Origin of the sequence: Sphingobacterium litopenaei (assembly GCF_014692495.1) — a bacterium.
GTDB classification, from domain to species: Bacteria; Bacteroidota; Bacteroidia; order Sphingobacteriales; family Sphingobacteriaceae; genus Sphingobacterium; species Sphingobacterium litopenaei.
The window spans coordinates 1-25,697 of record NZ_JACOIJ010000012.1; the positions used below are offsets into that span (position 1 = coordinate 1).

General features: G+C 35.8%; 23 protein-coding genes. 9 read left to right on the forward strand and 14 right to left on the reverse strand.

Annotation, left to right across the window (positions count from 1 at the left end; translation table 11 throughout):
- Positions 1-107 precede the first annotated feature (107 nt).
- Together H8B04_RS07950 and H8B04_RS07955 are read right to left on the reverse strand one after the other, a co-directional pair.
- The gene (locus H8B04_RS07950; RefSeq protein ID WP_190302008.1) at positions 108-434 is read right to left on the reverse strand and encodes a DoxX family protein; all 327 of its coding nucleotides are present in this window, start codon (positions 432-434) and stop codon (positions 108-110) included.
- A 107-nt stretch (positions 435-541) separates the two neighbouring features.
- Entirely contained in the window at positions 542-1,441 is a 900-nt protein-coding gene (locus tag H8B04_RS07955) for a S66 peptidase family protein (protein ID WP_165290524.1), read from the reverse strand.
- Positions 1,442-1,589: 148 nt separating this feature from the next.
- Between H8B04_RS07955 and metG the strand changes: the two genes are divergently transcribed.
- Complete coding sequence (metG, locus tag H8B04_RS07960; protein ID WP_165290525.1) at positions 1,590-3,659, forward strand: methionine--tRNA ligase; 2,070 nt, start codon at positions 1,590-1,592, stop codon at positions 3,657-3,659.
- A gap of 106 nt (positions 3,660-3,765) precedes the next feature.
- On the opposite strand, the gene brnQ is transcribed toward metG, so the two are convergent.
- The 5 genes from brnQ to H8B04_RS07985 form a co-directional block, all read right to left on the reverse strand.
- Entirely contained in the window at positions 3,766-5,061 is a 1,296-nt protein-coding gene (brnQ, locus tag H8B04_RS07965; RefSeq protein ID WP_190302009.1) for a branched-chain amino acid transport system II carrier protein, read from the reverse strand.
- 9 nt (positions 5,062-5,070) lie between these two features.
- Positions 5,071-5,910: a dihydropteroate synthase gene (gene folP, locus H8B04_RS07970; protein ID WP_190302010.1), complete on the reverse strand. Its 840-nt coding sequence runs from the start codon at positions 5,908-5,910 to the stop codon at positions 5,071-5,073.
- Positions 5,911-5,976: 66 nt separating this feature from the next.
- The gene (locus tag H8B04_RS07975) at positions 5,977-6,456 is read right to left on the reverse strand and encodes a DUF4920 domain-containing protein (protein ID WP_190302011.1); all 480 of its coding nucleotides are present in this window, start codon (positions 6,454-6,456) and stop codon (positions 5,977-5,979) included.
- 7 nt (positions 6,457-6,463) lie between these two features.
- Entirely contained in the window at positions 6,464-7,045 is a 582-nt protein-coding gene (locus H8B04_RS07980; RefSeq protein WP_190302012.1) for an L-threonylcarbamoyladenylate synthase, read from the reverse strand.
- Between the two features lie 16 nt (positions 7,046-7,061).
- The gene (locus tag H8B04_RS07985) at positions 7,062-7,883 is read right to left on the reverse strand and encodes a 2,3,4,5-tetrahydropyridine-2,6-dicarboxylate N-succinyltransferase (protein WP_165290530.1); all 822 of its coding nucleotides are present in this window, start codon (positions 7,881-7,883) and stop codon (positions 7,062-7,064) included.
- An 87-nt stretch (positions 7,884-7,970) separates the two neighbouring features.
- Here H8B04_RS07985 and H8B04_RS07990 point away from each other — a divergent pair, with 87 nt between their 5' ends.
- Positions 7,971-8,399 (forward strand): RNA-binding S4 domain-containing protein, encoded by a 429-nt coding sequence (locus tag H8B04_RS07990; RefSeq protein WP_223815329.1) that lies wholly within the window; start codon positions 7,971-7,973, stop codon positions 8,397-8,399.
- 77 nt (positions 8,400-8,476) lie between these two features.
- Here the strand turns inward: H8B04_RS07990 and H8B04_RS07995 are convergent, their stop codons facing one another.
- Positions 8,477-9,763: a citrate synthase gene (locus H8B04_RS07995; RefSeq protein WP_190302013.1), complete on the reverse strand. Its 1,287-nt coding sequence runs from the start codon at positions 9,761-9,763 to the stop codon at positions 8,477-8,479.
- 217 nt (positions 9,764-9,980) lie between these two features.
- On the opposite strand from H8B04_RS07995, the gene H8B04_RS08000 reads away from it, so the two are divergent.
- Positions 9,981-10,352, forward strand: coding sequence for a BlaI/MecI/CopY family transcriptional regulator (locus tag H8B04_RS08000; RefSeq protein ID WP_190302014.1), 372 nt, complete (start codon positions 9,981-9,983; stop codon positions 10,350-10,352).
- Positions 10,353-10,356: 4 nt separating this feature from the next.
- Positions 10,357-12,639 (forward strand): M56 family metallopeptidase, encoded by a 2,283-nt coding sequence (locus H8B04_RS08005; protein ID WP_190302015.1) that lies wholly within the window; start codon positions 10,357-10,359, stop codon positions 12,637-12,639.
- A gap of 77 nt (positions 12,640-12,716) precedes the next feature.
- On the opposite strand, the gene H8B04_RS08010 is transcribed toward H8B04_RS08005, so the two are convergent.
- The 3 genes from H8B04_RS08010 to H8B04_RS08020 all read right to left on the reverse strand — a co-directional run bounded on the left by H8B04_RS08010 (position 12,717) and on the right by H8B04_RS08020 (position 15,494).
- On the reverse strand, positions 12,717-13,364 hold the full coding sequence (locus H8B04_RS08010) for a carbonic anhydrase (protein ID WP_165290534.1): 648 nt from the start codon (positions 13,362-13,364) through the stop codon (positions 12,717-12,719).
- A gap of 76 nt (positions 13,365-13,440) precedes the next feature.
- On the reverse strand, positions 13,441-15,009 hold the full coding sequence (locus H8B04_RS08015; RefSeq protein WP_165290535.1) for a SulP family inorganic anion transporter: 1,569 nt from the start codon (positions 15,007-15,009) through the stop codon (positions 13,441-13,443).
- A gap of 125 nt (positions 15,010-15,134) precedes the next feature.
- Positions 15,135-15,494, reverse strand: coding sequence for a hypothetical protein (locus tag H8B04_RS08020; RefSeq protein WP_190302016.1), 360 nt, complete (start codon positions 15,492-15,494; stop codon positions 15,135-15,137).
- A 192-nt stretch (positions 15,495-15,686) separates the two neighbouring features.
- On the opposite strand from H8B04_RS08020, the gene H8B04_RS08025 reads away from it, so the two are divergent.
- The 4 genes from H8B04_RS08025 to H8B04_RS08040 all read left to right on the forward strand — a co-directional run bounded on the left by H8B04_RS08025 (position 15,687) and on the right by H8B04_RS08040 (position 19,273).
- Complete coding sequence (locus H8B04_RS08025; RefSeq protein ID WP_165290537.1) at positions 15,687-17,234, forward strand: helicase HerA-like domain-containing protein; 1,548 nt, start codon at positions 15,687-15,689, stop codon at positions 17,232-17,234.
- 36 nt (positions 17,235-17,270) lie between these two features.
- Positions 17,271-18,182: a nucleotidyltransferase family protein gene (locus tag H8B04_RS08030; RefSeq protein ID WP_190302017.1), complete on the forward strand. Its 912-nt coding sequence runs from the start codon at positions 17,271-17,273 to the stop codon at positions 18,180-18,182.
- A gap of 75 nt (positions 18,183-18,257) precedes the next feature.
- Positions 18,258-18,944 carry a TIGR02117 family protein gene (locus tag H8B04_RS08035; RefSeq protein ID WP_190302018.1) on the forward strand — a complete coding sequence of 229 codons (687 nt, stop codon included), beginning with the start codon at positions 18,258-18,260 and terminating at the stop codon, positions 18,942-18,944.
- A gap of 113 nt (positions 18,945-19,057) precedes the next feature.
- A complete protein-coding gene (locus tag H8B04_RS08040) occupies positions 19,058-19,273 on the forward strand; it encodes a hypothetical protein (RefSeq protein ID WP_165290540.1) in 216 nt (71 codons plus the stop codon).
- Between the two features lie 79 nt (positions 19,274-19,352).
- On the opposite strand, the gene dnaK is transcribed toward H8B04_RS08040, so the two are convergent.
- From dnaK to H8B04_RS08055, 3 genes are all read right to left on the reverse strand, one after another.
- Positions 19,353-21,257 carry a molecular chaperone DnaK gene (dnaK, locus tag H8B04_RS08045; RefSeq protein WP_165290541.1) on the reverse strand — a complete coding sequence of 635 codons (1,905 nt, stop codon included), beginning with the start codon at positions 21,255-21,257 and terminating at the stop codon, positions 19,353-19,355.
- 144 nt (positions 21,258-21,401) lie between these two features.
- Positions 21,402-22,301, reverse strand: a complete 900-nt coding sequence (locus tag H8B04_RS08050; RefSeq protein WP_223815330.1) for a GLPGLI family protein — start codon at positions 22,299-22,301, stop codon at positions 21,402-21,404.
- Positions 22,294-24,996 (reverse strand): TonB-dependent receptor, encoded by a 2,703-nt coding sequence (locus H8B04_RS08055; RefSeq protein WP_190302019.1) that lies wholly within the window; start codon positions 24,994-24,996, stop codon positions 22,294-22,296. Before H8B04_RS08055 ends, H8B04_RS08050 begins: the two co-directional genes overlap by 8 nt.
- A 132-nt stretch (positions 24,997-25,128) precedes the next feature.
- On the opposite strand from H8B04_RS08055, the gene H8B04_RS08060 reads away from it, so the two are divergent.
- Positions 25,129-25,695, forward strand: a complete 567-nt coding sequence (locus H8B04_RS08060; RefSeq protein ID WP_165290543.1) for a thioredoxin family protein — start codon at positions 25,129-25,131, stop codon at positions 25,693-25,695.
- Positions 25,696-25,697 lie beyond the last annotated feature (2 nt).

Here is a 25,697-nt window from a genome sequence, read left to right on the forward strand (position 1 = left end):
AAGGATTAAAAATAATATCGTCAGGAACTGGCGATTACACGGGCGGAGACTCAAATAAGACTTTGGCAACAAAGCACAAGTCTGTGAAGCCCGAAGCCCATTTGTCTTTAGCAAATGGGTAGTTCACCAACGCTATATTTCCCTGCTCCGGCAATAGCCAATGCTATGAAAACTAACATTAATTCCATCGGATGTGAAGCTTTAATAATTCCATCGCCATTTGCTAAGTGCGAAATAGAAACAATAAGCATAGTGAAAGCTAATACGCAAGCTGTGGGACGTGTGAATAAGCCAAGAATGATTAAAGCTGCTCCTACACTTTCCGCTGCCATTGCTGCAAATCCCCAAAAAGAAGTCATAAAAGTTATACCTATTTTGTGCATGGCTGTTCCTAATTTTTCCCAATTTTCGGGGTCTTTAACTATTTTAGGCATTCCATGAAAGCCAGCATAGAACCTCCGATAGCGACTCTTATAATTAATAATCCTACATCTTTGCGAATGTGGGTGATGGATCTACTCATAGTTAGATATGATTTTTATTATAAATATGTCAGTGTAATTTTTTCTTCTTCTACTGTAAGTTGTACTTCTTTACCCAAAATCAAAGCTCTATTATCCTCCATATGTCCTGCAGGAAATCCGAAAGCAATAGGATATTCATACTCGCGAACTTTATCCATAATGATATCCTCAAAACGTTGTCCAAAAGCTGGGTCTGAATCTTTTAAATCGGTAAAACCACCCACAATTAACCCCGCTAATTTATCCAATTTTCCCGCTCTTTTTAAAGTCCAAAGCATTCGATCAATATTGTAATGTGATTCACCTACATCTTCGATGAATAGTATTTTACCTTCATAATCTACGTCAGAAGGAGAAGCCAATACACTCTGCAATAAAGCTAAATTTCCTCCCGTTAGGATACCTTTGGATGTTCCATTACGATTGGGATAGATAGAGTTGGAATATGAAATATCAACATTCTCTCCAAAAAGTGCATTTCTTAATGTAGTAAGCGATTCTTCACTAGCATCCAAAAAAGATTTAACCATTTGCCCATGGATAGTAGGTATTTGAAAGTTATGTTGAATATGACTATGGATGGCTGTAATATCGCTGAAACCAACTATCCATTTTGGTCTTTTCTCAAAAGATGAAAAATCGATTTGGTCAATAATACGTACACATCCATATCCTCCGCGACCTGCTATGATAGCTTTTATTTCAGGATTATCCAATGCTTCTTGAAAATCCTTGGCTCTTAGTGTGTCACTGCCTGCAAACTGATGGTGTTGAGCTGTTACAGAAGAATAAATTATAGGTTCTAATCCCCAATTTTTCAGTACCTCATAAGCTTCCGTTAAGTCTACACTAATATAACTGGCTGGGCAAATAACGGCTATCTTATCACCTTTTTTCAATGGTTGGGGAGTATTCATATTCAATGTTTTAAACGTATATTTTTCAATGTAAATAATTATTGAAGACTTTTTAGAATATTTTGAGCAAGCCTTATTTATTAAGGACAAATTGAATTATCTTTGTACTCTAATTTTTAAAAAGTTTTCACCTTAAAAATACAATATATTGAGCAATTTGTCTAAAAAACGTTATACGATAACTTCGGCTTTGCCGTATGCAAATGGTCCTTTGCATATCGGTCACTTGGCTGGAGCATATATTCCGGGCGATATTTTTGTGCGCTTTTTGCGTCTGAACAATAAAGATGTGGTGTATGTGTGCGGTTCGGATGAACATGGTGCTGCCATTACGATACGTGCTAAAAAAGAAGGTGTTACACCAAGAGAAGTAATTGATAAATACAATAAGCAGATCAAAGAATCTTTCGAAAACTTTGGTATTTCATTTGATATTTACCACCGTACTTCAGAGCCTGTTCATCATGAATTATCACAAGAGTTTTTCTTGAATTTGTATGAAAAAGGTGAATTTATTGAAAAGTTCTCTGAGCAATATTACGACGAAGAATTTAACCAATTCTTAGCGGATAGATATATTACTGGTACATGTCCTCACTGTCAGAATGAAGGCGCCTATGGTGACCAATGCGAAAAATGTGGTACATCATTGAGTCCTACAGATTTGATTAATCCGAAATCTACTTTGAGTGGCAAAACACCTATTCTTAAAGAAACAAAACACTGGTATCTGCCATTGGATAAATATCAACCTTGGTTGGAAGAATGGTTAATCGAGGGTAAAAAGAATGAATTGAAATCCAATGTATTTGGTCAATGCTCTTCTTGGTTGAAATCAGGCTTGCAACCTCGTTCAATGACACGTGATTTGGATTGGGGAGTTGATGTTCCTTTAGAAGAAGCAAAAGGTAAAAAGTTGTATGTGTGGTTAGATGCGCCAATAGGTTATATTTCAGCGACTAAACAATGGGCTATTGACAATGGCAAAAACTGGGAAGATTATTGGAAGAAACAAGCGAATTCGGAGGACGATTCGACGTTGATTCACTTTATCGGGAAAGATAATATCGTATTCCACTGTATTATTTTTCCGGCGATATTACATGCGCATGGTGAATATATCTTGCCAGAAAATGTACCAGCAAACGAATTCTTAAATTTAGAAGGTGACAAACTTTCTACTTCACGTAACCACGCCGTGTGGTTGCACGAATATTTGGAAGAATTCCCAGATAAGCAAGATGAACTACGTTATGTGTTGACTTCAATCCTTCCTGAAACATCAGATTCGGAGTTTACATGGAAAGATTTCCAAGCACGTGTTAATAATGAATTGGTTGCGATTTTAGGAAACTTTGTAAATCGTGTAATGGTTCTTTCACACAAATACTTTGACGGTAAAGTAGTGAAAGGTTCAGAATTTAATGACACAGATAATGCTGTTTTCGACGAATTGGCAAAATATCCTGGATTAATTGAGCAATCTATCGGTAACTACCGTTTCCGTGAAGCGCTTTCTCACTTTATGAATGCAGCACGTTTGGGTAATAAATATTTGGCTGACGAAGAGCCTTGGAAAGTTTACAAAACTGATGAAGAGCGTGTTAAAACAGTATTAAATGTCGCGACTCAAATCGTAGCAAATTTGGCTATTCTGGCGCAGCCCTTTTTGCCTAAGACTTCAGCTAAATTGTTCGAAATGCTAGAACTTCCACAGCAAAATTGGGATAAAGCAGGTACGAAAGATCTTATCTCTACAAATGCTCAATTGGGTGAAGTTCAAATGTTGTTCGAAAAAATCACAGACGAACAAGTTGAAGCACAATTGCAAAAATTAGCAGAGGCGAAAGCAGCGAATGCGATTGCGAACACTTCTGTTTCTCCTGCAAAACCAAATATTTCTTTTGATGACTTCATGAAATTGGATATCCGTGTTGGAACAATTTTAGAAGCGGAGAAAGTGGCGAAAACAAAGAAATTGTTGAAGTTGAAAATCGATACGGGTATTGACCAACGTACGGTAGTTTCGGGTATTGCTGAATTCTTTGCACCAGAAGATATCGTTGGCAAACAAGTTTCAATTTTAGTAAACCTAGAGCCTCGCGAAATCAAAGGTATTCAGTCTCAAGGTATGATTTTGATGGCTGAAGATGCGGATGGTAGATTAGACTTTGTAAATCCTACTTCGGGTATTAAATCAGGTAGTACGGTAAGATAGTCTTGGACTAAGATATATAGTGGAAAGAGCAAAGATGTTTACGCCTTTGCTCTTTTTATGGATACTAATTTATTTCTGTTGTTTTTGACAAATACCCAATCAATTTTTAAAGCGTTGCCAGCTTTTTGGCTTTACTCATTAGCAAGCCTATAATGAATCCAATGAAGGAAGGTAATATCCAGCCTAAGTCTATATCAAAAAATGGTAGGAGATTAAATCGTGAAATCCATTCCGGACTTAATAATCCCAATATTTTTAAAACTCCAATAATAGCAATTAATGTAGCACCAATTAATGCCCCTATGTAAGGTTGTTTAGTCTTTACAAAGCTTCCAAATAGTATGATATATAATACTAAAGTGATGACAATAGGATAAACAAATGCAAGTGGAGGGTAAGCAAATTTAATGATGTTGTCAACTCCGGTCACAGCTAAAGCAGCAGAAACCACACAACAAAGAGTTACCAACAATTTATAACTCAATTTTCCCCCAGATAAATCTGAGAAAAAAGAACCTACAGCTGAAGTTAAAGCAATAGAAGTGGTAAGGCATGCCAAAGCGATACTGATAGAAATAGCGATCATACCATAATCTCCTAAAGTGCTTTTAGCAATATGAATCAATAAGGCCGATCGACTGATGCTCGCATCCGCAATATTCGAGGTCGCCCCTAAATATACTAATCCTCCGTATATTATAAACAGACAGATAGCTGATAGGGCCCCTGAAGATATGACTACCGAACTTTTCTCTTGTACGCTGTTATAGCCTTTGGCTTTTGCTGCATGGATAATTATTCCAGCGAAAATCACCGAAGCTAATACATCCAATGTTTGATAACCTTCGGTAAATCCTAGTGAAAAAGAATCTAAAGCCGTTAATGAGCTACTGGAATATTCTCCTAGTGGATTAAATATTCCAACTGCAATCAGTAAAAGTAGTAATATAAGAAGGGCCGGGGTAAGAATATTTCCAATGATATCCACTACTTTTGACGGAACAATAGTCAACGCCCAAGTGATCCCGAAAAAAAGTATAGAAGAAACTATAGGATTAAAATTTGGAAAATTTGGAAGAAGCCCTACTTCGTAAGTTGTGGCTGCAGTTCTTGGGATAGCGATCAATGGACCAATACATAGCATAATTATAAATCCTAAAATAGGAGCTAATTTTGGATGCACTTTGTTACCTAAGTCTTGTAAAGAATTGCCAGATTTAACGATAGAAAGAATTCCTAAAAAAGGCAATAGTATCCCTGTTAAGCCAAAAGCCAATATGGTAATCCAAACATGATCGCCAATTTGTAATCCAATAAAGGGAGGTAGTAATAAATTGCCTGCTCCAAAGAACATTGCAAATAGGGCAAATCCAATAGTAATAATGTCTTGGTTCTTCTTCATTAGGTAGGGTTAGAATAATAGGTGGGTAAGTTGTTTAGCTTCTTTCACGTCGTGCACACGAAGAATTTGCACACCTCTCTCCAATAATAAGGTGTTTAAAGCTGTAGTGGCATTTAACGATTCTTGAGGCGTAACGCCTAATTTTTTATAAATCATTGATTTTCGAGAAATACCGCCCAATATTGGTAGACCGTGATAATGCAATTCATTTACACGCAGTAGCAATTCATAATTTTGTTCTATAGTTTTGGCGAAGCCAAATCCGGGATCAAGAATAATATCTTTTACACCCAATTCTCTTAATTTTGAAATCTTATCTCCTAAATCTACGGCCACATCATTTACTACATCATCATAGTCAGTTAGTTGTTGCATGGTCTCAGGTGTGCCTCGCATATGCATTAGAATATACGGTACTTTTAATTCAGCTACGGTCTTAAACATATCTTCGTCCAAAAGTCCTCCTGAAATATCATTGATAATATGTGCGCCTGACTTAATAGAAGCTTTTGCGACATCCGCTCTGAAGGTGTCAATAGAAAGTGGAATTTGAGGGAATTCTTCTACAAGAGCTTCAATAATAGGAATAGCTCTGTCTATTTCCTCTTGTGAAGATATCATTGGTGCTCCTGGGCGGGATGAATAAGCACCTACATCAATAATATCGACACCATCATTTATCATATGAGAAGCGTGATCAATAGCATTCTCTAAGGAATTGTGTTTTCCACCATCAAAGAAAGAGTCAGGAGTAATATTAAGAATTCCCATGATTATAGGTTTCTCAAACGTCATCAACGAGCCTTTGATATTGATAGATTGGCATGGGGAAGGCTTTAGCATCTTCATAACTGTAAAAATATAAAAAAGGCTGTAATTTTCACTACAGCCTTTTGGTTCTGGTATTTGAAAATATTATTTCACTACTAATACGCCATCAGCCACAATGTTGATGTCTGTTTTAGGTTGCGTAATCTTAGCAATTTCTTCTGCACTTTTGCCAGCATCTTCTGCATTATGTTGCAATTGTTTTACAGAAAGCTCTTTCACTTTAGCTTTGCCTTCTAATACTACAGTTTTGCCTACAATATCAGTAGGAACAAAATATCCGTAATCTTTGAAGCGAACCATAATTGGCTCTTCTTGACCTTCACGCTTTAATGTTAGAAAACATCCTTTCTTTTTACAAACACCTATCACTTCACCCTCTATTTTACCCGTGTATTCTTTTTTAGATTTTAGGGTGTTTTCCAATTTTTGTACTGAAATCGCATTTTTGTTGTTGATAGCTTTGCCATATTGCACACCTGCTTTAGCGGGTTTGATATTTTCTTGTGCAAAAGCAACTGTAGTTAATGCGATTAAGCATGCACAAAGGCTAATTAACTTTTTCATGGTATTATTATTTACGTATAAATTCAAATTTTCCAGATGGATCCAACTTCATGATAATTGAAGGTTTGCCTTTTGCGGTATCTTGTTGCCCAAATTTAACAACATAGTCTACACCTTCTTTAATTTCACCCGCGATTTCATCGAAATTCGCAGCGGATGGTTGTCCACTAAGATTGGCTGAAGTAGAAATGATAGGTTTTCTAAATCGCTGCAACAATTGTTGGCAGAAAGGATGATCTACAATACGTATGCCTATACTACCATCTTCTGCAATTGCATTTTCAGCTAGATTCTTAGCACCTGAATAAATGATAGTCATTGGTCTATCCGTTGCTTCGATTAATTCATAAGCTACATCTGGAATATCCTTTACATAGCTTGCCAACTGATTGTCGTTGTGCAGCAGGATAAGCATACTTTTGCTTTTATCTCTTCCTTTCAAAGCAAATACCTTTTCCACCGCTTCTGCATTAGTAGCATCACAGCCGATTCCCCAAATGGTATCCGTGGGATACAAAATGAGTCCGCCGTTTTTTAATGTTTCTAAAGCCTGATTAATATCCTCTCTATCCACAAATGTATTCGCCATATCTATTAATTTGTTATTAAACAGCAACGTTATGCTCGCGCAAAGCGTCGTTTAATGAAGTTTTCTTGTCTGTTGATTCTTTACGTTGACCAATGATCAAGGCACATGGTACTTGATATTCGCCAGCAGGGAATTTCTTAGTGTAAGAACCAGGTATTACTACCGAACGAGCTGGCACATATCCTTTGTATTCTTTTGGCTCTGGACCTGAAACGTCGATAATCTTAGTAGAAGCTGTTAATACGACGTTAGCACCTAATACTGCTTCAGTTTCAACACGAACACCTTCAACCACAATAGCACGAGAACCTACGAATACGTTGTCTTCAATGATAACTGGAGAAGCTTGGACTGGTTCCAATACACCACCAATTCCAACACCGCCTGATAAGTGTACGTTTTTACCAATTTGTGCACATGATCCAACTGTAGCCCATGTATCCACCATGGTACCTTCGTCAACAAATGCACCAATATTTACGTAGGAAGGCATCATAATTACACCTTTAGCCAAATAAGCTCCATAACGAGCAGAAGCACCAGGTACTACACGTACCCCCAATTCTTTATAGTTGGTTTTTAATTTCATTTTATCGTGGTAAACGAAAGGCGCATTTTCGATCACTTTCATATCACGAATAGGGAAATAAAGAATAACTGCTTTTTTTATCCAGTCATTTACGTGCCAGCGATTTCCAAGCGGTTCAGCTACACGTAATTCACCATTATCCAATTTCATAATGATGGACTGTACAGCCTCAAAGTATTCTTTATTGCCTAATAATTGTCTATCTTCCCAAGCTTCTTCGATTAATTTTTGAAGTTTTTGAATTTCCATTTTCTTATATAAATCTCTAAATATTAACTACAAATATGCTCATTTTTCTGCAAATCAATAGCGTGTAGAAGTCATTATTTTGAAAGAATGTTAGTATTTTTGGATATGGCAAGTGAATCGGAAAAATTACGTATTGATAAATATTTGTGGGCTATTCGTATCTTCAAAACTCGTAGCTTGGCTACGGAAGCTTGCAAAGCCGGACGTGTGAAGCTGAATGGACAAAATATAAAACCTTCTTATGTTGTCAAAGTAGGAGAGATCTACGCTATTCAAAAAGGAATTGAACGAAAAGTAATCTTAGTGACAGGATTGTTGGAAAGAAGAGTAGATGCCAAAACAGCTGTTCAATATTATGAAGATCATACTCCAGTAGAGGAAACCTATGGTTTTAAATCGGTGTTCCAAGCTCCAATCTTAAAGCGTGATAGAGGAACAGGACGTCCAACCAAACGTGATCGTCGTGAAATAGATGATCTAAAGGCCAGTGAATGGTGGGATCAGGAAGAAGATTAGTTTAAGACATTGGAAACATAAAAAAGCAAAATCCTCAAAGTTATTTGAGGATTTTGCTTTTTTATAAGGATAATAGATTATCTATTTTCTAAGTCTACGTATTCACGATCCACTTCGCCAGTATATACTTGACGTGGACGGCCGATAGGCTCTTTGTTGTCACGCATTTCTTTCCATTGTGCGATCCATCCCGGAAGACGACCTAACGCAAATAATACCGTAAACATTTCTGCGTTGAAACCTAATGCACGGTAGATAATACCTGAGTAGAAGTCAACGTTTGGATATAATTTTCTATCGATAAAGTATTGATCAGATAATGCAGCTTGTTCTAAACCTTTAGCAATATCCAATACTGGATCTTGTACTCCTAATTTTTCTAATACTTCGTCAGCTGCTTTTTTGATGATTTTAGCACGTGGATCGAAGTTTTTGTACACACGGTGACCAAAGCCCATCAAACGGAATGGATCGTTTTTGTCTTTAGCTTTAGCTAAGTATTTCTCTACATCCCCACCGTCTTTTTTGATATCTTCCAACATCTCAATTACAGCTTGGTTAGCACCACCGTGAAGAGGACCCCACAAAGCATTGATACCTGCTGAGATAGAAGCATATAAGTTAGCATTTGACGAACCAACGATACGTACTGTAGAAGCTGAACAGTTCTGCTCGTGATCTGCGTGTAATATTAACAATACGCGCATTGCATCCAATACAGCGTCATCAAAGATTTTATCACAGTTTACTTCACCAAAAATCATGTTCATGAAGTTGTCGATATAACCCAAATCTTTTTTAGGGTATACAACTGGATGACCTAATGATTTCTTTTGAATCCATGAAACAATTGTCGGCATTTTACCGATCAAGTTTACGATAGTTTGGTATTCCTCTTCTTCGTTTTGATTTGGATTTAAAGATTCTGGATAGAATGCTGATAAAGCACCGACTAAACATGAAAGCTGACCCATTGGGTGAGATTTTGATGGGAATCCAGCGAAGAAGTTTTTCATATCTTCGTGAACCATCATTTGACCTTTGATGTCAGATCTGAATTTTTCTAAAACTTGTTTAGAAGGTAATTCGCCATAAATCAATAAATAAGCAACTTCTAAGAAAGTTGATTTTTCTGCTAATTCCTCAATTTTATAGCCGCGGTATTTTAGAATACCTTTTTCGCCATCCAAAAATGTAATAGCACTTTTAGTAGCACCCGTATTTTTGAATCCCGGGTCTAATGTAATATATCCTGATTGGTCTCTTAATTTTGAAATATCAATAGCTTTTTCGTTCTCAGTTCCTGTGATTACAGATAACTCAAGCGTCTTGCCATTTAAATTTATAGATGCTGTTTCCGACATAATCAATTTTCTTGTATACACAAAAGTATAAAATTCGATAAGAAAAACTAAACTTAAAACAAGTTTAAATGACATTTATCAGTCATAAATTAAAAATTTTCATAAGTCTAACTATCTGATTATCTAATTCTGTCAAAAACCTGAGAAATAATTTACGAAAAATTTGTTATTCTACGAGATATTCGTAGATTAGTATTGTGATTGAAAATGTACTACGATGAAATTAGAGAAACTTACTATACAAGAAGAAGAAGCAATGTTGTCTGTTTGGCAATTAAAGGGCGGTTTTGTAAAAGAAATCTTAGATAATATGAAGCCCGAAGAACAAGTTCCTTATACTACACTAGCTTCTACAATTAAGAATTTAGAACGAAAAGGTTACGTAAAAGCTGTAAAATACGCGAATGCTAAACGATATGAGCCTATCATTACGTTAGAAGAGTATCGTGCAAAGTTTATGAATTTTTTTGTGGGTGACTATTTTAAAAATTCTTACAAGGAAATGGTTTCCTTCTTTATTAAAGAAGAAAAATTGAGTGAAAAAGAATTGGAAGAGCTGATGGAAATGATCAAGCATAATAAATCCTGATGCAATGGAAAATCTACTAACCTACATACTTCAAGTAAACCTTTTATTGGCTTTAATTTATTTCGGGTACCACTTCCTTCTGAAAGGGTTGACTTTTTATGTACTAAATAGGATTTATTTTATAATAGCCAGTATATATGCTTTTGTATATCAATTTATAGATATTAAAACTTGGTTTACTAAAAGTGAAGTAATTGATACAGCATTTCTGCCTGAATTTATTACTCCTGTTTTTTTGAATAATTCTGCAAGTTCTGGAATATCACTATTGGATATTATTATTGCTGTGTTCAGTACGGTAGCAATTGTTTTTGTGCTAAAATTTTTGGTTCAACTATTTAGTTTGCTTCGTATTCACTTAAATTCTAAAGATGCTACATGGCATTCCTATTTATTCCGTAACGTCTTATTTCCAGTAGTTCCTTTTTCATTCTTCAATAAAATATATATTCATAAAGAGCAACATCGAGAAATCGAGTTGCAAGATATTTTCGCACACGAAATTGTACATGTGAGAGGCCATCACACAGTAGATATTTTGTTGTTCGAAATAATATTGGTGTTTTGTTGGTACAATCCCTTCGTATGGCTGATGCGCAAAGCTGTACGTCAAAATTTAGAATTCCTGACTGATCAACAGGTGCTAAATAAAGGGGTAGACAAGCAAACCTATCAATATTCGTTACTACATGTCACCAAGCAAGGTGCTGCGGTGGGTATTAGTAACCAATTTAATTTTAAAACCCTAAAAAAGCGCATTATGATGATGAACAAAAAACGCTCTTCCAAATTGGAATTGAGCAAGTATGCTTTCTTACTTCCTGTCTTGTTGATCGCAGGAGCGTCCTTTACGGTAAGTAAAGCAGAAAAGAATATTGAAAAAATAGTGGAGAAATCACAAAACACCACCGTGTTAGACGAGAGTTTAAAAGTAAAAATGCAAGGTGAAGTTGGTGAATTATTAAAGAATACGATTGGTACGGATATTATCTCCGTCGATACCAGTCAAAAAATTTATAATGCGGATTATCCGTTAGCTCCTTCAACTTTTAACAGAGAAGAATTAAGAGGTAAGAATCTATATTTCGAAATTGATGAAAAGTTGGTCTCGCTAGATGACTTTTATGATTTCCCTAGATCCGACATTTATGCAGTAGATATTTATACGGATAAAGAGTATATCCAGAAGAAGATCGGTAAGGAGAACGTAGAAGGATATTTTGTGATTACTTCGCGTGATTGGATTGCGAAAAATTATCCGGTAGAGCAGTTGCAAAAGATGGTGAACGAGGGCAACGAACGAGGCCTAACTTTTACAGTAGAAGAAAATGGTAAAAAACGGATAATAAAAGGTCAATCTGCAGATTATGAAGCCTTGAAGAAGTTATCTCCTTTCTATGAATATGAATCAGATAAAAAGAAGAAAAGTGTTCAAACTCAAGTAGATGTCAGAAGACTGAAAGGCAAGTCTGAAATTGATAAAACAAAGAAATTTATATACGATTACGACGGTAAGATTCTCTCTAAAAGTGAATTTTTAGCAATTGCTGATGAGAACTTAAAGCAATTAACACAAATGATGTCAAGATCGGTTATGAAGGGAAAATACAGTTCGTTAGTATCTAACTGGGAAGATTATGACGGTGTAATACACGCAATCTCAGCTCAAGGTGAAGAAAAATTAAAAGAACAAAGAGAAAAAGCCTTATATGTCGTTGATGGAGTAGAAAAAGGAAAGGGTTTTGATTTATCGAGCATAAAGCCAGATGATATAGAATCTATTTCTGTATTGAAAGATCAAAGTGCTATTGCTTTGTATGGAGATAATGGTAAGGATGGTGTGATTACAATCACTACAAAACACAATTCATCGGCGCGCATAAAAGAAAGGTCAAATGATGAAATAGGGATTTTTTTAAAAAATGATGATGACTCAAACACCAATACGCGAAGTCCAGGTATAAGACTAGAGGGGAAAAAATCAATAAATGAAATACCTAAAGAAGAGCGACCACTTTTTGTCATCGATGATAAAGCTCAGAACTTAGATTTTGATATAAATTCTTTAAATTCTAATGATATAGAGTCCGTATCGGTTTTTAAAGGAAGTAGCTACATAGCTGAATTTGGTGATAACGCTAAGAATGGTGTTATTAAAATTGTTACCAAGAAAAATAAAAACAAAGAGGTTGTGATAACTGGTTACAAATCAAAGGAAAGTGACTCTGTTAAAGTTAATACTAAGGGAGCTATAAAGGATATAACAGTTACAGGTTATAAAAAATAAAATAAGTATTTATTAAAGACAAATAGCACTCAACTTGAGTGCTATTTGTTTTAAGATTTAATATGAGATATTAAATCTTATTTATAAGCGAATACTTCACCCAGATCTTCGTTACTTGTAAAAGTACAGCCTAAGTCAGTTAATTCACCCGTACCAATGTTGATCACCATACCGTGTACAGCTAAATCGTCACGGTCCTTCCAAGCATTTTGTACGATAGAAGTAGTACAAAGGTTGAAAACCTGCTCTTTAACATTTAATTCAATAAGACGATTTACTTTATCCTCGTGATTTTCGATAGCATCAATTTCAGCAGCGTGAAGACGATAGACATCTTTAATGTGGCACAACCAGTTGTCAATTACACCAAATTGTTGACGGCTCAAAGAAGCAGCTACACCGCCACAACCGTAATGACCTGCAATGATTACGTGTTTTACTTTCAATACATTAACCGCATAATCCAATACAGATAACATACTCATGTCAGAGTGGATTACCATGTTAGCAATATTACGGTGTACAAATACTTCACCTGGTTTTTTACCTGTGATTTCATTTGCCGGAACTCTACTATCCGCACATCCAATCCAAAGTACTTCAGGGCTTTGACCTTTCGCTAACTGTTGAAATCTTCCTGATTCGTCTTGTTTTACGAAATCAACCCACTCTCTGTTACCTTCTAATATTTTCTCAAATCCTAATTCTAAGTCTTTGTTACCCATTTTGTTAAATTTATTTTGTGAGTCTCTAAACTAGGAGACCAAGTTAAAGTTTTTGTGATAATTAATACTATAATTTTTAAACTATTCTTTGAAGTTTAGCCTTCTTTGTACGTACAGACTTTCGTTTGTACGATACATCTTGTAATTCTATGTCTAAACCTTTGCTCATGGCATTTTGTTCAAAGTCTTTTAAAACTTCTAACACATCTTTATCGATGAACTTACTATTCTTGCCGTCTATAACCACTTTCTCTACGGAACGAGGTAGACTGTATAGTTTTTGTTGAATTGGCACTTTATTCAAAAATGAAACCTCTTCAGCTAATGTCAATACTGCTGTTTGTTCTTCTGTAATTTCAAACTTATATGCATTTTGCATATTGGCACGAAGGATATAAAATGTTGCAACCAATATACCTATACCTACACCCATCAATAGATCCGTGAAAACTATCGCAACTACTGTAGTCGCAAATGGAATAAATTGATCTAAGCCTTTGCGGAACATTTGTTGAAATAAAGCTGGCTTAGCCAATTTATAACCTGTATGCAATAGAATAGCAGCCAAACACGCTAATGGAATTAAGTTGATAATCGAAGGAATCGCTAATAAAGCAACTAATAGCCAAAAGCCGTGTAGAATTGACGATTGTCTTGTACGGCCCCCTGAATTCACGTTTGCTGATGAACGTACGATAACTGAAGTCATAGGCAAACCTCCTAAGAAACCTGAAGTCATATTACCCACACCTTGTGCTATTAATTCGCGATTGGTTGGCGAATTTCTTTTAAATGGATCCAATTTATCTACCGCTTCCAAACTTAATAAAGTCTCTAAACTAGCAATGATGGCTAAGGTAAAAGCTACTACCCAAACTTCTTTGTTTAAAATTTGAGAAAAATCTGGAAGTACAAATAAACCTGTAAATTCAGCCAGTGAAGAAACAGAAGGAATAGATACAAAATGACTTGGAATTAAAGCCATACTTGTTCCTTGGAAGGCGTATCCTAATCCTACACCGATAAGTACAACAACTAGCGGTGCTGGCATTTTGTTCAAATATTTAATGGATGGCCAGAAGATAAGTACTAAAAGAGACAAGGCACAAATGATGGTAGCTCCTAAATTAATACTTGAGAAAATAGTGTCCGCATAGGCTGCGACCCCGCCACCATTGTCCATTTCAAATGCGTGACTTTCGGTCATACCGAAGGCTAACGGTAATTGTTTCAAAATAATGGTGATACCAATAGCAGCAAGCATACCTAAAATTACAGAGGATGGGAAATAATTTCCAATCATACCTGCTTTCACCACACCTAATATTAATTGAATAACACCTGCTAACATCACTGCTAACAAGAAGGTTTCATATGCGCCTAATTTTTGTATAGCACCAAAAACGATGACAGTCAAACCTGCCGCTGGACCAGAGACACTCAATGGTGACCCCGAAATAGCACCTACAACAATTCCACCAATGACACCTGTCAATACTCCAGCAAACAAAGGTGCTCCTGAGGCCATGGCAATACCCAAACATAAAGGCAAAGCAACAAGGAAAACTACAATTGATGCTGGAAAATCATATTTTAAATCCCTTTTCGATAATTTAAGAAAAGCGGACGTACGAGTTCCTAACATATTATAAATTGTTTAATAATTATCTAAATACATGAGTTGACACACACGAAAATCATACTGTACTTGGTTTCAAGTACAATAAAAAAATAGCGAATACATCACCCAATAAAAATTTTGGATAAAGATTAACAGTTAGGAGGCGGGGTAGGAACTCTAGGATGAAAACTGCAAATAGATTTTTCGTCTTTTAAATAATCGCGCTGTTTACTTGAGTTTTCAACAGTAGGATTAAAACTTAAATCAATTGCATCCGGTTTGAATATCTTTACACCATGTTCATGCAAATCTTCATTATTGGAGTTGGTGTTTTTAGCGCCTGTCTCTAATTCCAATTGCATGACAATTTGTAATACCGTGCCTTTGTCAAGCACATCTATAAACATTGGTGTAGCAGAAATGAGCATTTTCGAAAAGAAGACAAAAAAACATAGCTTAGCAGCTATTATCCTTTTTGCTTTATTAAACATCGAAAATTTACTTCTCATACTGACACAAAAATAACTTTTATAGCCAAATTAACAAGAGGAAATAGAATTTTGTTGTGAAATTGTGACAAAAACATTATAAAATTTTAAATAATTGATTTTTTAATAATTTAATTCTAATGATTTGTTCATCTTTAAAAATGATATAACCTATTTTGTATATTTACTTTAAATAATACTAAGACAAAGCATATGAAACAAAACTTCATCGAAAAGATAACAACTTCCTATCAACCCAAAGGTGAATTTATACAATTAGGTTCAGGTATTTTGAACGGTGAAGTTGTCACTGACGCCAAAGTGAATTTAGCACTCAAAATGATGAATCGCCATGGACTCATCGCAGGTGCTACAGGTACTGGAAAAACCAGAACCTTACAATTGATAGCAGAGCAGCTCTCTGACAAGGGGGTTCCTGTATTCATGTTGGATGTCAAAGGAGATTTGTCTGGGTTAGCAGAAGAAGGAAAAACAAATGATGCATTGATTGAAAGAGGCAACGCTGTAGGTATTCCTTTTGTGCCTTCTAGTTTTCCTATCGAAATATTTTCTTTGACAGGTAAGTTGGGCGCATCGATGCGATTGACTGTCGAAGATTTTGGACCTGTCATGCTGGCTAGGATTTTAGATTTAAATGATACACAAACAGGCGTTCTGAGTGTAATATTTAAATATGCACAAGACAAAACTATGCCTTTAGTCGATTTTAATGACTTAAAGAAACTGTTGTCCTATTTATCCGAAGGAGCGGGCGCAGCAGAAATAAAGGATGATTATGGCAAAATAAGTTCAGCAAGTTCAGGTGCAATACTACGAAAAATAGTAGCTATAGAACAGCAAGGTGTGTCACATATTTTTGGAGAAAAGGAATTTGAAATTCAGGATTTATTTGGAAAAGTAGATGGAAAGGGTGTTATCACTTTATTGAATATTTCGGATATTCAGGACCAACCTTTATTATATTCTACATTTTTGTTGAGCTTACTAGCGCAGTTATTCAAAAAGCTGCCCGAAGTAGGAGATTTGGATAAACCTAAATTGGTTTTCTTTTTGGATGAAGCACATTTATTGTTTAATGGAGCTTCTAAGGCTTTTTTATCGCAGATTGAGCAGATTATTCGATTGATTCGTTCCAAAGGTGTTGGTGTATTTTTTTGTACGCAGGCTGCGACCGACGTTTCCGAAAGTGTATTGAGCCAGTTGGGGAATAGAGTGCAGCATGCTTTACGTGCTTTTACGCCAAATGATGCTGAGAATCTAAGAAAAACCGTAAAAACATATCCTACTTCTCAATTCTATGAGATAGATAAGGTGCTTACCTCCTTAGGAACAGGGCAGGCATTGGTCACCGTTTTAAATGACAAAGGTATTCCTACAGAAGTAGTCGCTACTCACCTCGTGCCAGCAAGAGCAGTGATGGGACCATGTTCGGGACAGACTTACGATCAAGTGATCAAACAATCCGATTTCTTTCAGAAATATCAAGAAAGAATAGAAAGAAGATCAGCAGCCGAAATTATCGAGGAGAAAGAGGCTCTGGATGAACAGTTGGCTGCTAAAGAAAAGGCAAGTCAAGAAGCGGCAAAACAAGCACAAAAACCGCGAGCTACTTCTTCAAGAAGACAAACACCATTAGAGGCAGCTCAAACGCAAGCCAGCCGTACATTAGCACGCGAAGGTGTCAAATTATTAGGTAAAATTGCAACTGGAATATTGAATGCTTTCTTAAAAAAGAAATAGTATATTTGCGAAAAATTAATTATTTACTAAAGCAATATGGGAAAACCTACTTTATTAGTTCTTGCAGCAGGGATGGCAAGTCGTTATGGATCTTTAAAGCAAGTTGATGAATTTGGTCCTCACGGTGAAACGATAGTCGATTATTCGATTTATGATGCTATCCAAGCAGGATTTGGAAAAGTAGTATTTATAATACGTAAAGAATTTGAGGACGTAATGCGTTCTAAATTTGATGCTAAACTTGAAGGAAAAATCGAAGTTGATTATGCTTTTCAGGATTTCGATTTGACTAAATTCGGTGTAGATCGCGTTATTGAACGTTCAAAACCATGGGGAACTGCACATGCGGTTATGAGCGCTAAAGATAAGGTTGAAGGGGCTTTTTGTGTTATCAATGCGGATGATTTCTATGGTACGGATTCTTTCATCAAAATGGCAAAATTCTTAAATGAAGAAGTCACAGATAAACATATGGCGCTGATGGGTTTTGCTGTAGGTAACACAATGTCTGACTATGGTTATGTATCGCGTGGTGTTTGTGAAGTAAGTGCAGCGGGTAATATGGCCTCGGTAACAGAACGTACAAATATCTATTATAAAGGTGAAGGTGCTGGTCGTAAAATCGTATTCAATGAAAATGACGTAGAATATGAATTGGACCCGCAAACGCGCGTATCCATGAATTTTTGGGGTTTTACACCTAAAGTTTTTGATGTGTGTTTAGATTTATTCCCGGCTTTCGTGGAAGAAAATGCGGAAAATCCTAAAGCTGAATTCTTTATTCCTTCTATTCCAGATTATATGGTAAAACATGGAATGGCAGATTTCAAAGTGATTCCTACTTCATCTAAATGGTTTGGAGTTACTTATCCCGAAGATAAGCCAATTGTACAAGAGAGTATCTCTGCTTTAGTGGCACAAGGTGCATATCCTGAAAAACTTTTCTAGACTATTGATGTTTATTAGATAATAAATATATGAAGTGCAAAATTTTTATTTTGCACTTTTTTTATGACTTAAATTATGAGATTTATCAAAATGTTGCTGTATTTCATTGCTGCGCTTCTTCTCTTTATTCTATTGTATTTTGCATTGGATGCGATTTTGTCTAGAATTCCAGCTTTGAAGAAAGAAATTTCAGATTCACAAACTAAGTATACTATTTATTTGCTGTCGAATGATGTGCATACAGATCTTGTTTTACCCGTACAAACAGATATCGTGGATTGGAGAACTATATTTCCCACAGAGAATAACAAAAGTAAGGAAACAAATTATGCTTGGGTAGGATTAGGTTGGGGTGATAAAGGTTTTTATTTGAATACGCCTGAATGGAAGGATTTAACTTTCAAAACGGCTTTTGTGGCTATGGTGGGAATAGGGGAGACGGCATTACATGTGACCTATCATCCTGAAATGATAGAAAATAATCTTTGTTATAAAATTGAAATTGATGAAGAGCAATACAAAATTCTTATGCACTATGTATTAGAAAGTTTGGAAACGAAAGATGATAAAGAGCCGATTTTAATTCAGACTACCGCACAATATGGAAATACAGATGCCTTCTATGAAGCTTTAGGCTCATATAGTATGCTTTATTCGTGCAATACCTGGACCAATAATGCTTTGAAAAAAGCAAATCTTCCTTCAGGAATTTGGACGGTTTTCGATAAAGGGATATTAAGGTGGTATGGGTATGGAAAGTAAGATATTTATTACATTTTGTAAAAAATATTTGTCATAATGTAACAAGAGTTTTATCTCTAATATTTTAATTATAAAGGTTTTATGAATTATATTTGGGGAATAAACCAAACCATATGAACTTTTATCCTCTTTTTGGACGTTTAGGACGCATTATTATTGCAACTGTTTTATTAATTACAGCTGTAAATTATGTTCAGGAATCTCTGTGCGATATAAAAGTTGTTGAAATCGCTAGGAATATAGAAGGCGAATTTTCAATTCAATTTGATGAGATTGGTGTTAAATTGGCTTTAAATGATAGTACCTTCATGTTAAAGGTTGAAGCCTGATTTTTGAGATTTATTTGCTAATCGAATAAAAAATCCCCTCAGAATTTCTGAGGGGATTTTTATGTATTATAGGTGAGGATTATTTAACCTCTTCGAATTCTACATCTTGTACATCGTCACCACCTTGGTTGTCTGATTGAGATTGACCAGCATCACCTTGTGGTTGTGCACCACCTTGTTGTGAAGCAGCGTACATTTCTTCAGAAGCAGCATTCCAAGCATTTTGTAATTCTGCAGAAGCCGTATCGATGTCAGCGAAATTACGAGCTGCGTAAGCTGCTTTTAATTTCTCTAAACCAGCTTCGATAGGCGCTTTTTTGTCCGCTGAGATTTTATCACCGTATTCTTTCAATTGTTTTTCAGTTGAGAATACTAATGCATCAGCAGCATTGATTTTATCTGCTTCTTCTTTTAATTTTTTATCCGCTTCAGCATTCGCTTCTGCTTCTTGTTTCATTTTTTGAATTTCTTCGTCTGATAAACCTGAAGAAGCTTCGATACGGATATTTTGCTCTTTACCAGTAGCTTTATCTTTAGCAGATACTTTGATGATACCATTTGCATCAATATCAAAGATAACTTCGATTTGAGGAATACCGCGAGGGGCAGGAGGAATATCCGCCAATTGGAAACGACCTAAAGTACGGTTTTGTGAGGCCATTGGACGTTCACCTTGCAATACGTGAATTTCTACTGAAGGTTGGTTGTCAGATGCTGTAGAGAATACTTCTGATTTCTTAGTAGGAATAGTTGTATTCGCTTCGATCAATTTAGTGAATACACCACCCATAGTTTCGATACCTAAAGAAAGTGGAGTAACGTCTAATAACAATACATCTTTTACTTCACCTGTCAATACACCACCTTGGATAGCAGCACCTAAAGCAACAACTTCGTCAGGGTTAACACCTTTTGAAGGCTCTTTACCGAAGAATTCTTTTACTGCTTCTACGATAGCAGGGATACGAGTAGAACCACCTACTAAGATAATTTCATCGATATCCGAAGTGCTGTAACCCGCATTTTTCAATGCTGTACGACAAGGGTCGATAGTACGTTTTACTAAATCAGCTACTAAAGTCTCAAATTTAGCACGAGATAATGTACGTACTAAGTGTTTAGGACCTGTAGCATCAGCAGTAATGTATGGTAAGTTGATTTCTGTTGAAGTAGTGCTTGAAAGTTCGATTTTAGCTTTTTCAGCAGCTTCTTTCAAACGTTGTAACGCCATAGCGTCATTTTTCAAATCGAAACCATTGTTTTCTGCTTTGAACTCATCGTTCAACCAGTTAATGATTGTATTATCAAAGTCATCACCACCCAAGTGCGTATCACCGTCAGTTGATTTTACTTCGAATACACCGTCTCCTAATTCAAGAACAGAAACGTCATGTGTACCACCACCACAGTCGAACACTACGATTTTCATATCTTTGTTTGCTTTGTCAAGACCGTAAGCTAAGGCAGCAGCAGTAGGTTCGTTGATAATACGTTCTACTTTCAAACCTGCGATTTCACCAGCTTCTTTCGTTGCCTGACGTTGCGCATCGTTAAAGTAAGCAGGCACAGTGATTACCGCACGAGTTACTTCTTGACCTAAATAATCTTCAGCAGTTTTCTTCATTTTCTGAAGCGTCATAGCTGAGATTTCTTGAGGTGTATATTTACGGTCATCAATCTCCACACGAGGAGTATTGTTGTCACCTTTTACTACTTTGTATGGAACATGTGAGATTTCTTTTTGAGCTTCGTCAAAAGAAGTACCCATGAAACGTTTGATAGAATAAATCGTTTTGTGTGGGTTAGTGATTGCTTGACGTTTTGCAGGATCACCTACTTTACGTTCACCACCATCTACAAATGCTACGATAGAAGGAGTAGTACGTTTACCTTCGTTGTTAGCAATTACTACTGGCTCGTTACCCTCCATTACAGCAACACATGAGTTCGTAGTTCCTAAGTCGATTCCTATTATTTTAGACATATTATGAATATTGTTTTTTACTAATTTTAAAATTTGATAAGTATATAACAACCCTTGTGCCAACAACTATTCTGCCTCAAAAATGTAATATAATATCACAAAATGTCTTAAAAATGCCACATTCATGTGACAAATTGTCTTCGATTAGTAAATTAATTGTTCTTGAATCTGTCTTCTTGCCGTATTACTGTCACGTCCACGTTGAAAAATTCTGCCAAAACTTTTGACAAAATCGTCCAACGTTATCGCACTTGCCTTTTTGTCTTTCCAATCGTTAGGAGTGGTATCATTGGTATAATCTACTTTTGTTGCCCAATACTGAATATGCATTTCTGGAATAGCCAAACCTAATATCATTCCTGGTAATCCACTACTCAAGGCAGGTCCTGCTGATACAGGAATTTGGTCCGTGTAAAAGGCTACTAAGTATAATGAATCCGGAGTAGATCCATTGACACGTCTACATTCAAAACCTGCAATTTCTCTATACTCGTCTGTGAATCGCCAAGTGATATTGTTTAAGCTGTCCGAAATAATATATTTTTCGTCAATTTCCAATTGTACATTGCTAGTTCCTTTTTTTAGATCTTGATAAAATACTTTTGAATTATTGTTGACCCTTCCGCGAGGAGCACCACCTACTACATTCATCTGCATAGCACCTCCACGACCTCCACCAAAATTTCCTCCTCTGGCACCACCACCAGCTCCACCTCTTATATTCATTCTGTTTCCCGAATTATTTGAAGCACTACTTTCTTCAGCAAAAGGATCTATTGTCAAAACGGTACTGTTTTCATCAAAATAAAGAAGCATCTTTTGAGTGGTTGATTCTGGCATATTATCCAAGCTGAATCCACCACCACCGCCACCGAATCTCATCATCATTGATGGATCAACATTTTGTGTCATACTACGCATGCGTGCTTTGGTAAAGGTTACTTTATCAAAAGCAATTTTTCCTCTGGTGCCAAAATAGGCGTATTGTGCTTGGGTGTATGAGATGCTTAATAGTAATATGAGCGTTGTTATAATTTTAGTCATTGCTTTTCTTTCCTAAATTTTTGTTAAAATCCCATTTCAATCCAAATAATACATATCGCGTCAACATAAGTTGAGTAGATTCCGAAAATTGTGTGTCCGATACATTTCTATTCGTCGTATTGTAGGTTTTGAAAATATCAAATGCTTTTATGCTAGCTACTAAACTTTGATTTTTTAATAGCTTTTTACTCAATTCTACATTGGTATAAAATTGTTGAATACTTTCTTTGTACAATTTTGTTGGACCTTCTATGCTGTAATTAATATGTGTCGTAATATTAAATTGTTTTGGTAAAAAATATTTTAAGAAGGCGCTACCTCCTGTACTCAAATTGGTGTAATTTAAATCCTGCTGAAGGCTGTTTCGTTGGTTATTAGCATTTACGCGCCAATTGAAGTCGTAATCCAAACCTTTAGAATCTTGTTCATTGAAGCTGAATCCTGTAAGGATGGAAGCATTTTGGGTGTTATTTAATTCATATTGACCTTGATTGTCTCTTGAACCATCCTGAGAATATCTGGTGTAAGTAAAGCCATTCGTATAGTTAGCTCCAGAGAAAATGTTGAATTGTACTTTGCGATCAAAGATAGGTTTGCCATAGTTTGTATTCAAGCTTGCATTCCAACTTGTTTTGCCCATTACATTCACATAAGTGCTAGTAGTCAAAGTATCCGTTACCGTACGTTTATTTACAATTGGGTTATTTTTAAAAGCTATGGATGAATTAATGTTCCAACTGGTGCCTTTTAATAAACTCATAGTATTATAATTCAATCTGAAACTGTTGTTTACAGCGCGTTTCAAATTCGGATTACCTTCTTGCACAAAAATAGGCGAAGTTTGTGGCTGTGTAGGTTGCAATTGAGAGAATGACGGTACATCAAAGTTATTTTGATAGGAAGCATTAATGTTCTTACGGTTTGATATTTTGTAATTACCATTAATATTTAAATCATTATCCCAAAACGTTCTGTCCAAATCGATATCATGGTAAGAATCATTTAGCGATTGATCCCTATAATTTGTCCTATTGGATAAGGAAAAATTAAATTTCTCTGCATTGTAATTTAAGTTCGCTACTACGCTTTGGTTGCTGGTTTTGTTTATTAAGTTTTGTGAATATTGTTCATCTAGTGTTCTGCCTGTAGCTGTATTATTAAATGCATCAACTTTATTCGTGTTGTTGTTGTAGCCAAAATTATAGCCTAAAGTAAAATGTAATTGTTGCGTTATTCTGTCAGAGAATTGAAGCTGCGTAGAAAAATTATTTCTGTTATTGTCCGTAAAACGATTCTGATCGACAATAGTTTCTCTATTAGTCTCATACAAGTAAGTGCGTTGAAAAACATCGCTTTCTTGATTTGATTGACTTATTTCATTGTTTAGATTCAAGTTTATTGAACGACCATTCTTATTTAAGCGTTTGCGGTAATTAATGCGAATTTCGTTCGAGAGGTCATCTCCAAAATTACTATTTGTGCTATTGTAATCTCGAACAGAATCGGTTTCATTATTAAGCATAAGGCTTTTGGAGCCACTAAATCCTGTATTTTGGGATTTGTTTGCATTTACATGCACCTCCATATTGGAAGTCGAATCAATTCTCCATCTAAATTGTGATCGTATATTGTGGGACTGATTCGCATTTTCGTTGTTGGATGTACTGTTTGTTTCTTGGATTTTATCCGCTGAAACTATTTCTTTATTATAACTCTCACGCTCATTTCTATTGCTGGCATCATTGAAGTTATAATTCGCGTTGACATTTACCTTTTTATTAAAAAGTTGATTTTCGTAGTTCGCGCCCACTGAAGTGTTTTTTGGCTCACCTGTAATCTGGCTATTCATGCGAAGGCTTCCTTCACGACCACCAGAGGAAGCGCCCATATTATTGGTGTTGGCTGTGATACCAATCCGTTCAGTTCGGTTGAATTTGGCAGCAAAAAGATTTGCCGTATACAACTCTTCGGTGCCCACATGACCTTCGACATTGCCGAAAATTCCTACACGAGCTTCTTCTTTAAGAAGGACATTGACCGTTTGGAAACGTTGTCCATCGTCAATACCTGTCAATTCAGCTTGCTCGGATTTACGTTCATAAACTTGTACTTTATCTACTGCGTCCGCACGAATATTACGAATGGCAATTTTAGGATCGTATCCGAAAAATTCCTCGCCATCAATTAATACTTTGGAAACAGATTTGCCATGTGCTGTAATTGCTCCATCACCTGAAACAGTTAGCCCCGGAAGTCTTCTTAATAAATCTTCTAGCTTGGCATTTTTTTCAGTTTCGAAACTTCCAGCATCATATTCTATGGTATCTCCTTTAATACGGATCGGGATTTTTCCAGTTACCACCACTTCTTCTATCAGGTTGGCTTGAGAGCTCAAAAGAATATTTTCTAAAGTGGTATTCTTATTCAGTTTGACGGGTTGGGAATACAATTCGAATTGGGGGTAGGATACAATTAGTATGTAATCCTCTTGATTAATTTTCTTGAACTCGAAATTTCCGTTTTCATTTGCTCGCGTATGATATTTTAAAATAGAATCTTGATTTAATAAAATTATCGTAGCGTTGGTAAGTGGTGTATTATCTGCCTTGTCGAGAATCCGTCCGTTTAAATTGGATTGCGCTAAGGCAAGGTTTGAAATTAATATTCCTAAAAAAAATAAAAAAGTACTTTTCATTCACAATGGTTCTTGGTTGCCAAAATTAGATATAAAGAGTTGTAAAAGGTTTAATCGAGATGCAACAATATAATGACAAAAATTTATTAATAATGAGGTACTTTTGCGGAGATTATAAAATTACATAGCTATATGAACTTTGAAGATTACTTAAATTATTTCGAACAAATCATTTTACATCCTGAGAAATATCCTGTTTATCAAGATCCGAACTATTATAATTATGCAAAACTAAATTGGTCAAGAACCAACCGTTGGTTGAATAAATTCGAGCCATCAGACGATACTAAAGCGGTGATTGCAGCGATAAAAGAACCGCAAACTTGGATTATTATTACAGAGCCATGGTGTGGCGATGCGGCACATTCCGTACCTCAGTTGATTAATATCGCGGAAATTAATCCAAATATCAAAGTTGAAATTCATTTGCGTGATGAAGAGCCGTTTTTGATTGATAATTATTTAACGAATGGAGGTAAGTCAATTCCAAAATTAGTTATCAGAAATGAGAAGAATGAAGATATTGCTGTTTGGGGTCCTCGTCCCGAAAAGTTGCAAGAGGTATTTTTACAATGGAAATCCGAAGGCCTAGAATTCGATGGGATAAAAGAATTGCTTCAAAAATGGTACAACGCGGATAAAGGTGTTGAAATACAAAATGATATTGTAAAATTATTATCTTTAGTACAACAATCTTAAAA